The 13,769-nt window shown below is 39.6% G+C and carries 4 protein-coding genes; all 4 read left to right on the plus strand.

The features are described from left to right. The 4 genes from BV375_RS21795 (at position 1) to BV375_RS21810 (ending at position 13,695) form a co-directional block, all read left to right on the plus strand. Positions 1 to 1,044, plus strand: coding sequence for a TauD/TfdA family dioxygenase (locus BV375_RS21795; RefSeq protein WP_086764143.1), 1,044 nt, complete (start codon positions 1 to 3; stop codon positions 1,042 to 1,044). A gap of 94 nt (positions 1,045 to 1,138) precedes the next feature. Further along, the gene (locus tag BV375_RS21800) at positions 1,139 to 5,674 is read left to right on the plus strand and encodes a non-ribosomal peptide synthetase (protein ID WP_086764145.1); all 4,536 of its coding nucleotides are present in this window, start codon (positions 1,139 to 1,141) and stop codon (positions 5,672 to 5,674) included. 69 nt (positions 5,675 to 5,743) lie between these two features. Further along, the gene (locus BV375_RS21805; protein WP_086764147.1) at positions 5,744 to 9,034 is read left to right on the plus strand and encodes a non-ribosomal peptide synthetase; all 3,291 of its coding nucleotides are present in this window, start codon (positions 5,744 to 5,746) and stop codon (positions 9,032 to 9,034) included. Next, positions 9,031 to 13,695, plus strand: coding sequence for a non-ribosomal peptide synthetase (locus BV375_RS21810; RefSeq protein WP_086764150.1), 4,665 nt, complete (start codon positions 9,031 to 9,033; stop codon positions 13,693 to 13,695). Before BV375_RS21805 ends, BV375_RS21810 begins: the two co-directional genes overlap by 4 nt. Positions 13,696 to 13,769: the final 74 nt, after the last annotated feature.

Consider the following 13,769-nt stretch of genomic DNA (forward strand, 5'->3'; position numbering starts at 1 on the left):
ATGTCTATTCAAAAACCCAGTATCAAAACATTAGGTAGTATTAATCGGAAATCGATTAATCTATCATCAGCAGAGTTAGTTAAGGTGGATTTTTTGCAACCAAGACAACTTCTGCCATTAGTGATTCAACCTACAGTTGATGGCTTAAACTTAATCGCTTGGGCGCAGAATCATAGTGAGTTTATTGAAGAAAACTTGCTCAAATACAGAGCTTTACTATTCCGTAAATTTCATATCAATACGCCAGAATTATTTAATCAATTTGTCAATGTTACCTCTAGTGGTGAATTGCTAGAATATCGCGATCGCTCTTCTCCACGTCATGAAGTTGGTGATAAAATCTACACATCTACAGATTATCCTGCCGAGCAAAGTATTTTCTTACATAACGAGGGTACTTATTGGTTAACTTGGCCATTAAAAATCTACTTTGGCTGTTTAATTGCAGCGCAACAAGGTGGAGAAACACCAATCGCTGATTGTCGCAATATTTTTCAGCGCATTCGTCCCCAAATTAGGGAAAAATTTATCGAAAAAAAAGTCTTGTATGTCCGCAACTATAATGATGGTTTTGGACTAACTTGGCAGACTGTTTTTCAAACTAGAGACAAAGCTGTAGTCGAAGAATATTGTCACAGGAATGGGATTGAATTTGAGTGGAAAGATTGTGAGCGTCTGCGGACTCTTCAAGTACGTCAAGCAGTTGCTCAACATCCAAAAACTGGTGAATTATTTTGGTTTAATCACGCCACTTTCTTTCATGTTTCTACTCTCGAACCTACACTCCGAGATGCTTTATTAGCAGAGTTTAAGGAAGAGGATTTACCAAATAATACTTATTATGGTGATGGTTCGCCAATTGAACCGGAAGTTTTAGAAGAATTACGCGTAGCTTATCAGCAAGAAACGGTTTTGTTCCCTTGGCAAGAAGGGGATTTATTGATGTTAGATAATATGTCAGTTGCTCATGGTCGTTCGCCATTTGTTGGGTCACGTAAGATTGTGGTCGGAATGGCAGATCCGTTTACTAATTCTGTTTTTTAAACGCAGAGTGGCGCGGAGGTAAATGCAGAGTAGCGCAAAGAGTATGAAGAAATTAAACGTAATTAAAAATAAAAGTTATTAGAGGAATGTAGTTATGCAAACTCTCAACAATACATCGCCAACAGAAAATGTCGCAGGTTATCGACTTTCTCCACAGCAAGAGCATTTATGGAGATTACAGTCGGTTACTCAAGATAGTTCTTATATTGCTCAGTGTGCTGTTTCCATTGATGGCGAACTGGATGTAGAGATTCTCAAAAATTCTTTACAGAATGTTGTTAATCACAATGAAATTCTCCGCACAAGTTTCCGTTGTTTACCAGGAATGACAATTCCCTTACAGGTAATTGCTGATAACCAAGATATATCAGTTAATTATTATGATTGTTGTCAGTTATCTAATGAAGATAAAGAGAAAAAAATAGATTTATTATTGCATCAGCATAGTTTTGATAATTCAAATTTACAAATAGATTTAATTAGACTTGCAAATAATCAGCATATATTGCTTGTAAGTTTACCAGCGATGATTGCTGATGCGGTTGGGCTGCGTAATTTAGTGCATGAAGTTAGCCGTTTCTATGCAGCTACTATAAATAATGAAGAATTATCTGATGAAGTGCTGCAATATGCAGATATAGCTGAATGGCAACATGAATTACTGACAGCAGAAGAAGCTAATTTAGGAAAAGTATACTGGCAACAACAAGCGCTTCTTAATTTTTTTGATGTTAAGCTTCCTTTTGAAAAACAAGTGTCTGAGAATGTTGGAGTTTTTCAACCACAGGCTATCAGACTTAAGATTGATAAAATATCACAAGAAAGAACAAATTATTTATCTGATTTTTTATTAACTTGTTGGCAAATTGTCTTGTGGCGTAATCTTGATAATCCTGATGTAGTTGTTGGTAGATTATATGATGTCCGCAAGTATGAAGAATTACAAGCAGCTATTGGATTATTCGCTAAATATTTACCCATAGCATCTCGTTTACAGCCAGATTTGTCATTTAACGAAATATGGCAGCAAGTTCAGGAATCTGTTAGTCAAGGTCATCAATGGCAAGATTACTTTTCTTGGCAAGATTATACTAATAATTTGGATATTGCTTTCTTTCCATACTGTTTTGAATTTAAAGAGCAAGCACAGCAAGTATATGCCGATACAGTGGCATTGAATCTCTATAAAGAGTATGTATGTGTTGACAGATTTAAACTTAAATTATCATGTATTTGCCAAAAAGATGGTTTAGAGGTTGAGTTGTACTATGATGCTAATTGCTTTAATGCAAAAGATATTCAACGTTTAGCAGCACAATTTGATAAGTTATTATCTAGTGTGTTTCGTAATCCTGATTTTGCAATTAGTGATTTAGAAATTCTAAGCGATCGTGAACTTAATCAGCTACTATTTGAGTTTAACAATACGCAAGTTGATTACGATCGCTCTCAATTAATTCATCAGCTATTTGAAGCACAAGCAGAACGCACGCCCGATAATCTTGCTGTAGTATTTGATAACCAGCAATTAACCTACCGCGAATTAAATGAACGTGCTAATCAATTAGCTCATTACCTACAGAAATTAAGTGTTAAACCAGAAGTATTAGTAGGAATTTGTGTAGAACGTTCTTTATCAATGGCAATTGGTATTCTTGCCATTCTCAAAGCTGGTGGTGCTTATGTCCCATTAGATCCCAAGTATCCTTCAGAACGCCTAGAATTTATCCTTCAAGATATCCAAACGCCAGTATTATTAACTCAGCAATCTTTACTGCAAAATTTACCATCAACTCAAGCAAAAATTATCTGCTTAGATAGTGATTGGCAAACAATAGCATCTGAGAGTCAAGACAATCCTGCGGTGTCCATGACATCTGCTAACTTAGCTTATATTATATATACTTCTGGCTCTACTGGTAAACCTAAAGGTGTACAAATCACTCATCAAAATTTAGTCAACTCTACACAGGCGCGGCTGAATTACTATCAAGAACCTGTTGGCAGTTTCTTATTACTTTCTTCCTTTGCTTTTGATAGTTCTGTCGCCGGAATTTTCTGGACATTATGTTCTGGTGGAACTTTGGTATTTCCCAAAGTAGATGGAGAGCAAGACATATCATATTTGCTCAATTTAATTAGCCAAAATCAGGTAACTCACTTATTAGGTTTACCTTCCTTATATAACGTCATTTTAGAACAAGCAAACCAACAAGAATTAGTTTATTTGCGGAGTGCGATCGCTGCGGGTGAATCATGTCCATTAGAATTGGTGAATCGTCACCTAGAAAAACTTCCCTTGGCTTCTTTATTTAACGAATACGGCCCCACAGAAGCCACAGTTTGGAGTAGTGTTTATCATTGCTGTTCACAAGAAATAGGCAATTCAGTTCCTATTGGTCGTCCAATAGGAAACGCCCAAATTTATTTACTTGACCGGAATTTACATCTTGTTCCTTTGGGTGTAGCTGGTGAAGTATATATAGGTGGCGATAATTTAGCTAGAGGTTATTTAAACCGTCCTGATTTAACAGCAGAACGTTTTATTCCCAATCCTTTTAACAAAGGTAGCTGTCTCTACAAAACAGGCGATTTAGCCCGCTATTTACCAGATGGAAACATAGAATTTCTCGGACGTATTGACCAGCAAGTAAAAATTCGGGGTTTTCGCATTGAATTAGGCGAAATTGAAACCGCATTAGCTCAACATCCAAGCATCCGGGCAAATGTAGTGATAGCTAGAGAAGAAAAATCTGGTCAAAAACGCTTAGTAGCTTATATAGTTTCCCAACCGGGACAAGTAGCTCCTAATTTAAGCGAGTTGCGCCATTTTCTGGAAGCAAAGCTACCAGAATATATGATTCCTTCTGCTTTTGTACGTATCAATAATATACCGCGTCTTCCTAATGGAAAAATAGACCTCAAAGCATTACCAGAGCCAGAATTGTCAGTAAATTTTGTGCCTCCTCGCACTGCTGTTGAGAAAATATTAGCTGATATTTGGGCGCAAGTTTTACGGCTAGGACAGGTTGGTATTCAAGACAATTTCTTTGAATTAGGCGGCGATTCTATCCTGAGTATTCAGATTGTTGCTAGAGCTAATCAAGCAGGTTTACAACTCACGCCTAAACAAGTTTTTGACCGCCCCACAATTGCAGAATTAGTACTTGTAGTTAGTAAGAGCGAAAACATTCCAGTAGCACAAAAATTAATCAGTGGTAAAGTACCACTGACACCAATTCAAAATTGGTTCTTCGCGCAAAATCAACCCGATTCACATCATTGGAATCAGTCTTTACTATTAAAAATACAACAAGGCAATGACCTCAATTTATGGGAGCAGGTGGTACAATATTTAGTTGAATATCATGATGCACTGCGTCTGCGTTTTCATCATCAAGAATCTGGTTGGGAACAAATTATTTCTGCTCCCGAAGAAACAGCAATATTTACCCGCTTAGATTTATCAGCTTTACCAGAAATTGAGCAAAAGATAGCTATTGAAAAAACAGCCGCCGAACTGCAAACAAGCCTAAATTTATCAGATGGGCCGTTAGTTAAATTTGCATTGTTTGACTTAGGTGCAGAAACAAGCAACCGCCTGTTAATTATCATCCACCACTTGGCTGTAGATGGTCTTTCTTGGCGAATTTTACTGGAAGATTTGCAAACAGCATATCAGCAGGTAAGTCAGGGTGAGGCGATACATTTACCCAACAAGACGACCTCATTCCCAGAGTGGGCTTGCCGTTTGCAGGAATATGCTCAATCTGCAATCCTCAAGCAAGAGTTCAATTATTGGTTGACGCAACTGGAAAAACCAATCTCGCCCTTACCTGTAGACTATGCAGAAGGGAAAAATATGGTTGCTGAGGCTCGTACTGTTACAGTTTCCCTCAGCCAGCAAGAAACCCAAGCCTTACTACAGGATGTGCATCAGGCTTATCACACCCAAATTAACGATGTGTTTCTGACAGGACTTGTGCAAGTTTTTGCAGAGTGGACAGGAGAAAATTCTTTGCTGCTAGAACTGGAAGGACATGGACGAGAGGATATTTTCGCGGATGTGAACTTATCACGGACAGTGGGTTGGTTTACTACCCATTTCCCGGTGCTGCTAAATTTAGGAACTGGCGAAGATTTGGGTAATGCTTTGAAGTCAGTAAAAGAGCAATTGCGTTCTATCCCTAATCGTGGGCTTGGTTATGGTGTACTGCGTTACCTCAGTGATGAGGGCGAAAAACTCCAAGGCTTACCCCAAGCTGAGGTTCTGTTTAACTATTTAGGACAAACAGACCAAGTAATGTCGCAGTCTTCGCTGTTTGCACCTGCAAAAGAATCTACTGGTTCAGCGCGGAGTCTGCGAGGTAGTCGAGTTTACTTATTAGAAGTAGTAGCAATTGTGGCTGGTGGACAACTGCAAGTGAATTGGACTTACAGCGAAGCGATACATCAGCGAGCCACAGTGGAAAAATTGGCGAATAGTTTTATTCAAGCATTGCGATCGCTCATTACTCATTGCCAATCTCCTGAAGCTGTTGGTTTCACGCCTTCAGACTTCCCCCAAGCCAAGTTGAATCAACAAGACTTGGATAAATTCTTGGCGAAATTCAACCTTAACAGGCAATAGGCAACAGGAAAATCTGGATATTTGAAAACAGGGGATTTAAACATTGCGTCAAGGTGAGGAGACAAGTCAATGAATACAGCCAATATTGAAAATATCTACGAACTTTCCCCTATCCAGCAGGGTATTCTCTTTCACAGCTTGTATGAATCGGAATCTGGAGCCTATTTTGTGCAGTTGAGCTATGGCTTGCGGGGAATGCTCAATATTACCGCTTTTGAACGGGCTTGGGAAAGAGTTGTGGCTCATCACTCACCTTTGCGTACTAGTTTTCACTGGGAAGGACTTGACAAACCACTACAAGTTGTGAATAAAAAAGTCCAATTACCTCTAAAACAACTTGATTGGCGAGGAATAAATTCAGAAGAACAGCAAGAGAAATTCCAGGCTTTTTTGTTGAGCGATCGCTTACAGGGTTTTAACTTATCAGATGAATCACTGTTGCGCCTGACTTTGATTCGTTTAGGCGATCACCATTACCATTTTGTTTGGAGTTCCCACCACATTATTCTCGATGGCTGGTCAGGAGCGTTAGTATTCAAAGATTTTGCTTTACTTTACGAAGCGTTTTGTCGGGGTGAAGAAATTTCCTTGCAATCTAACGGTCGCTTATCTGACTATATTGCTTGGTTGCAACAACAAGACTTATCTCAAGCTGAGGCTTTTTGGCGACAAACACTTCAAGGAGTAACAGCACCCACTTCTTTAACTAATCTCGAAGTTCACAGTTTGTCGGCTCAAGGAGAAAAGCATATTGAACAAGGCTTTAAACTCTCACCTGCAACAACAACAGCCCTGAAAGCTTGGGCAAAACAACATCAATTGACCCTCAACACCATCGTTCAGGGGGCTTGGGCTTTACTCCTTAGCCGCTACAGTGGTGAAAATGAAGTAGTGTATGGTGTGACAGTTTCTGGTCGTCCAGTAGACCTACCAGCAGCTGAGTCAATGGTAGGAATATTCATTAATACCCTACCTTTACGGGTGAAGTTAGACGCTGAAATGTTGTTACTACCTTGGCTAAGACAGTTACAACGTCAATTGCTAGAACTCCGGCAATATGAATATACTCCACTGGTAGAAATTCAAGGTTGGAGTGAAATACCACGAGGGTTGCCGTTATTTGAAAGCATTGTGGTGTTTGAAAATTATCCGGTAGATCAAGCGTTGTCTGATTGGCGAAAAAATCTCGAAATCGAGACTATCAGCGCGGTTGACTACACGAGTTATCCCTTAACTATTAGTGTGATACCTGGGTCTGAGTTAGAAATTAGAATTGCAGGCGATCGCACTCGTTTTGATACCGTTACCATTACGCGAATATTAAGTCATTTCCAGACATTGCTAGAAGGAATGGCGGCTAATCCTGAACAGTGCCTTCACGAACTACCAATCTTAACCGCATCTGAGAAACATCAATTACTAGTCGAGTGGAATCAAAACCAACTAGATTTTCCTCAGCAGTGCATACATCAATTATTTGAAGCACAGGTAGAGAAAACACCAGATGCTGTAGCTGTAGTATTTGCCCAACAAAGCCTTACCTATCAACAACTGAATCAACGCGCTAATCAGTTAGCACACTACTTGCAAAAATTAGGTGTGGGTGCAGAAGTCCTTGTAGGGATTGGTGTAGAACGCAGCCTCGACATAGCGATCGCAGTTTTAGGTGTACTAAAAGCTGGTGGTGCTTATGTACCGTTAGATCCAGACCAACCCGCACAACGCCTAACTTACATGGTGCAAGATGCAGATTGTCAGATACTAATAACTCAAAAGCATTTGGTCGATGCGCTTCCCGCTTACCAAGGTCAGGTAGTTTGTTTAGATGCAGATTGGGCGTTAATCTCTCAAGAATCAGAGTTAAATTTACCTAACAACACACTTACACCCGAAAACCTAGCATATCTCATCTATACTTCTGGTTCTACTGGCCAAGCAAAGGGTGTGATGGTTCAGCATAACAGCCTTGTTAACGCCTATTACGGCTGGGAGCAAGCTTATCAACTGCGATCTCTAAATAGTCACCTGCAAATGGCTAATTTCTCCTTCGATGTTTTTGCTGGTGACTTCATTCGGGCGTTATGTTCTGGTGCAAAATTAGTTATTTGTCCGCGTGACTTTCTACTAGAACCAGAAAAATTATATGCTTTGATGCGCCAGCAAAAAGTTGATTGCGCTGAATTCGTGCCAGTAGTTTTAAATAACCTGATTCAGTATTTAGAAAAGAGCCAACAGAACCTAGATTTTATGCAACTGCTCATCTGCGGTTCTGATAGTTGGTATGGCGCAGAATATAATAAAATTCAATCATTTATAGGTAAAAAAACACGCCTAATTAATTCTTTTGGTTTAACCGAAACCACTATTGATAGTTCCTACTACGAAAGTTCTAGTCAAGAGTTATCAACAGAGCAGTTAGTACCCATTGGCAGACCTTTTGCCAACAGCCAAATTTACATTTTAGATTCATATTTACAGCCAGTACCAATTGGTGTTTGTGGAGAACTTTATATTGGCGGTGCGGGTTTAGCTAGAGGTTATCACAACCGCCCAGAATTAACTGCCGAAAAATTTATTCCTAATAAATTTAGTAATCAGCCAGGCGCACGTCTGTACAAAACTGGTGATTTAGCACGCTATTTACCTGATGGTAATATTGCCTTTGTTGGTCGAGCAGATAATCAAGTTAAAATTCGAGGATTTCGGATTGAACTAGGAGAAATTGAAGCAGTACTTAGCCAACATCCGGCTGTAGCGAAAGCTGTAGTTATTGCTAGGGAAGATGAACCAAAAAATAAACGCTTGGTAGGTTATGTAGTGCAAAATCCCTCATTTCCCTCATTAGATATCACACAAATTTGTGATTTTCTGAAACAAAAACTGCCGCAGTACATGATTCCCTCTGCTTTCGTTATACTGCCCCAATTACCACTGTTACCAAATGGTAAAGTAGACAGGCGAACGCTACCCAAACCCGACACAAATATAATCACTTTTCAAGATAGTTTTGTACCACCTCGTAATGCTATTGAAGAAGTATTAGCGGGAATTTGGGCGAACATTCTCCGTTTTGAGCGAGTTGGCATTCATGACAACTTCTTTGATTTAGGTGGACACTCTTTGTTAGCGACTCAAGTTATCTCCCGCATTCGGGAAACTTTTAAATTAGACTTACCTCTGCGTTGTTTATTTGAATCACCCACAGTAGCAGAATTATCCCAAAAACTAATTGCTTATGAAGCTAAACCAGGAATGACGGCAAAAATAGCACAAATCCTGAAACAGCTAGAGGGGATGTCTAACGAAGAGGCAAAACAAGCACTTGAGAACCGGAAAGCAGCTAAACAGGTGAGGGTATGATGGACGCACAAAAACTGGAACTACTTGCTTATTTACTAGAAGAAGAAGGAATCGCATCTCCTGAAATCCCAACAATTTCTCCAAGGGAAAGTTCAGAGAATTTGCTGCTATCTTTTGCACAACAACGTTTATGGTTTCTTAATCAGTTAGAACCAGATAGCCCTTTTTATAACATTTCTGCTGCTCTACGCCTGAATGGTGTACTTAATATCGCCGCACTGGAACAGAGTTTTAACGCCATCATCCAACGTCACGAGATTTTGCGAACTACATTTAATGTTGTGGATGGCGAAGCAATTCAGATAATTAATCCTCTACAAAAGCTGACGATTAAGTTAATTGACCTGACTGTTTTACCACCTCAAAAGCGAGAAACTGAGGCACAACATTTAGTAAATAAAGAAGCTGGGCAACCTTTTGATTTAATAACTGGGCCATTAGTCAGAAGTACTTTGCTACGCCTTTCTGAAGCAGAACATATTTTACTGTTTACCATGCATCATATTGTCAGTGATGGTTGGTCAACAGATATATTAGTGCGGGAAGTTGCAACTCTTTACGAAAGTTACTCTAATGGCAAACCTTCTGTTATGCCAGAATTGCCTATCCAGTATGCTGACTATGCTGTTTGGCAGCGACAATGGTTACAAGGTGAAGTGCTAGCAACTCATCTAGAGTACTGGAAACAGCAATTAGGAGACAACCTACCAGTTTTAGAGTTACCCACCGACCGATCGCGACCCCATATTCAAAGTTACCGAGGGGCTGTACAATCTTTCCAATTACCGCAGGATGTGACTGTTGCCCTCAAAACCTTGAGTCAGCAGGAAGGTTGCACCCTGTTTATGACTTTGTTAGCAGCCTACAAAGTGCTGCTATATCGCTACACGAGTAATGAAGATATTGTAGTTGGTTCACCAATTGCTAACCGCGATCGCTCAGAAATAGAAGGGTTAATTGGCTTTTTTGTCAATACATTGGTGTTGCGGACTAACTTATCAGATAATCCCACTTTTCGAGAACTGCTAGGTAGGGTGCGCGAAGTTACCTTAGGAGCCTACGACCACCAAGATTTACCTTTTGATGTGTTGGTGGAAGAACTTAAGCCCCGGCGTGACTTGAGCCATACACCGCTATTTCAAGTGATGTTTGTCCTCCAGAATGCGCCGATGTCGGCAGTTGAGTTATCTGGCTTGAGTTTACAGGCTTTGCAAAGCGAATCTAGCACAGCCAAGTTTGATTTGACTTTGTTGATGGAGGAAACTGAGTCAGGAATCAGGGGTGGGTTAGAATACAACACTGATTTGTTTGATGCTGCCACTATTGCCCGGATGGTAGCGCATTTACAGACATTACTTGCAGGTATTGTTGCCAATCCCAACCAGCAAATAGCACAACTGCCCTTACTAACGGCAAATGAGCAGCATCAGTTGTTGACTTGGAATCACACTCACGCAGAATACAACTTCAACAAGTGTATTCATGAGTTATTTGAAGAACAAGTAGAAAAAACACCGGATGCTGTAGCAGCAGTCTTTGCAGATCAACAATTAACCTATCGTCAGTTAAATAGCAAAGCCAGTCAACTTGCAAACTACTTGCAAAACTTAGGTGTAGGTTCTGATAACTTAGTCGGGATTTGTGTAGAGCGTTGTTTAGAAATGGTTGTAGGACTGTTGGGGATTCTCAAAGCAGGTGGGGCTTATGTACCCCTTGACCCTGCTTATCCTGTAGAACGCTTGATATTTATGCTTGCTGATGCAGATGTATCGGTATTACTAACTCAGAAACACCTACAGGATGTATTGCCGCACACATCAGCGTCGGTAGTCTGTTTAGACCAAGATTGGGAAAATATAGCCCAACACAGTAGCGAAACTCCAAACAGCCAAGTCCAACCCCAAAACTTAGCTTATGTGATTTATACATCCGGTTCCACAGGACAACCCAAAGGTGTAATGATTCCCCACCGCGCCCTCTGTAATCATATGCTGTGGATGCAATCAGAATTTCCCCTCACCGCCTCAGACAGAGTTCTGCAAAAAACACCGTTTAGCTTTGATGCTTCGGTTTGGGAATTCTATGCACCTTTGTTGGCTGGAGGTTGTTTGATTTTAACTAAACCAGGTGGACATCAAGATAATGCTTATCTTCTAGATTTGATTGGACAACAACAAGTTAGCATTGTGCAATTTGTACCTTCACAGTTGCGATCGCTCTTAGCCGAACCAAAAATATCCAACTGTCACAGCCTGCGCCGAGTATTTTGTGGTGGGGAAGCATTAGCAATTGACTTGCAGACAAGCTTTTTCAGCATTTTGCCCAATGTCGAATTGTGTAATTTATACGGCCCAACAGAGGCAACAATAGATACAACCTATTGGCGATGTCAGTCGGAAGATGAACAAAGAACAGTACCGATTGGAAAAGCGATCGCTAATACCCAAGTATACCTCTTAGGCTCTTACCTCCAACCTGTACCTATTGGTGTTTCTGGTGAAATTTACATCGGTGGTGCAGGTTTAGCACCGGGTTATCTCAACCGTCCAGATTTGACAGATGAAAGATTTATTCCAAATCCTTTTCTTCCTGGCACAAGGTTATATAAAACAGGTGATTTAGCTCGTTATCGTCCAGATGGGACTATAGAATTTATTGAACGCATTGATGGACAAGTCAAGCTAAGAGGTTTTCGTATTGAACTAGGTGAAATAGAAACCCAGTTAAACCAGCACTTACAAGTCAAACAAGCTGTAGTTTTAGTTCGAGAAGATATACCAGGAGAAAAACGCTTAGTAGCTTATATTGTTCCTAACCAAGAACAGCCACCTATAGTTAGTGAACTGCGGAGTTTCTTGAAACAAACTCTCCCTGACTACATGGTGCCATCAATTTTTATCACATTAAATACCTTACCATTTTTACCCAATGGCAAAGTAAACCGAAAAGCACTACCAGCACCAGATACCACTAGACCTGATTTACAAGCTGATTTTGCGACACCACGCACTCCTATTGAGGAAACCCTTGTGCAGATATGGTCTGAAGTTCTGCGACTGCAAAATGTCGGGATTAACGACAACTTTTTTGAATTAGGTGGAGACTCTATCCTGAGTCTACAAATGATTGCTAAAGCTAATCAAGCAGGTTTACAACTAACTCCTAAACAGATATTTGAATATCAAACTATTGCTGATTTAGCATTAGTTGCTGTTCCTAGTACAAAAATTATTACAGAACAAAGCATTGTTACAGGTTCTATAAATCTAACTCCGATTCAACATTGGTTTTTTGAACAAGAATTGCTTGATTCTCACCATTGGAATCAGGCAGTAATGTTAGAAGTAGCTCATACTTGTGACCCAATTTTATTAGAACAGGTTATACAGCAATTACTTATTCATCATGATGCTTTACGTTTGCGGTTTGAGCAAACTGAATTCGGTTGGCAATCAAGTATTAATGAACCGAAAAATAATACAGCTTTTTCTATCATTGACTTATCAAAGTTATCTCAGGATGAACAGAAACAGAGTATAGAAACAAAAGCTAATGCACTCCAAGCCAGCCTGAACTTATCTAACGGACAATTAGTACAAGTCGCTTTACTTAAGCTAGGAGAAAATCAACCTTACAGACTGTTAATTATTATTCATCATTTAGTAGTTGATGGAGTTTCTTGGCGCATATTACTAGAAGATTTGCAAGCAGCTTATCAACAACTTGTGCAAAATGAAAAAATACAATTGCAACCTAAAACAACTTCGGTAAAGCAGTGGGCTGAAAAACTTCAAGAATATGCTAATTTAGCAAATGTTAAATCAGAACTTAATTACTGGTTGAGCCAGCCTTATCAAAATATTTTTCCTTTACCTGTTGATTGTCGCAATGGAGAAAATACCGTTGCTTCAACTTGTATAGTTTCAGTTAGTCTCTCTCCAGAAGAAACGACATCTTTATTATATGAAGTACCAACATCTTATCAAACTCAAATCAATGATATTTTGCTAACTGCACTAGTCCAAACTTTTAAACAATGGACTGGTAACAGTTCACTTTTAATTAATTTAGAAGGTCATGGACGAGAAGACATTTTAGAGAACGTTGATTTATCACGTACTGTTGGCTGGTTTACTACTATATTTCCAGTGTTATTGGATATCACAGCAGCTTTGGACCCTGGAGAAGCATTAAAGACAGTTAAAGAACAACTACGTAGTATTCCTAATAAAGGTATTAATTATGGTGTACTACGTTATCTAAGTGAACAATCAATTGCTGAAAAATTAAAAGCTTTACCCCAACCAGAAGTGACATTTAATTATTTAGGTCAGTTTGACCAAGTGATTTCTGAAACCTCAATGTTTCGACCTGCGACGGAATCAACAGGAACAACCCAAAGTCCTAGAGGAAAGCGTAACTGTTTGCTAGAGGTAAATGGATTAATTGTTGGGGGACAGTTGAGCCTGGATTGGACTTATAGCAAAGCTTTATATCAACATACAACAGTGGAAAAACTAGCTCAAGGATTTATTGAAGCATTGCGATCGCTCATTGTCCACTGTCAGTCACCCAACGCTGGCGGGTTCACTCCTTCTGATTTTCCGCAGATGCAGTTTAGTCAAGCAGAACTAGATGAATTAATGGCAGAACTCGGATAGTACACTTTAATTTCTCTTCTTTCATTCTTTCTTTGCGCTCTTTGCGCCTTTGCGGTTCGTTTTTTACCCATAAT

The organism is Nostoc sp. 106C (genome assembly GCF_002154725.1).
In the GTDB taxonomy this organism is placed as follows: domain Bacteria; phylum Cyanobacteriota; class Cyanobacteriia; order Cyanobacteriales; family Nostocaceae; genus Aulosira.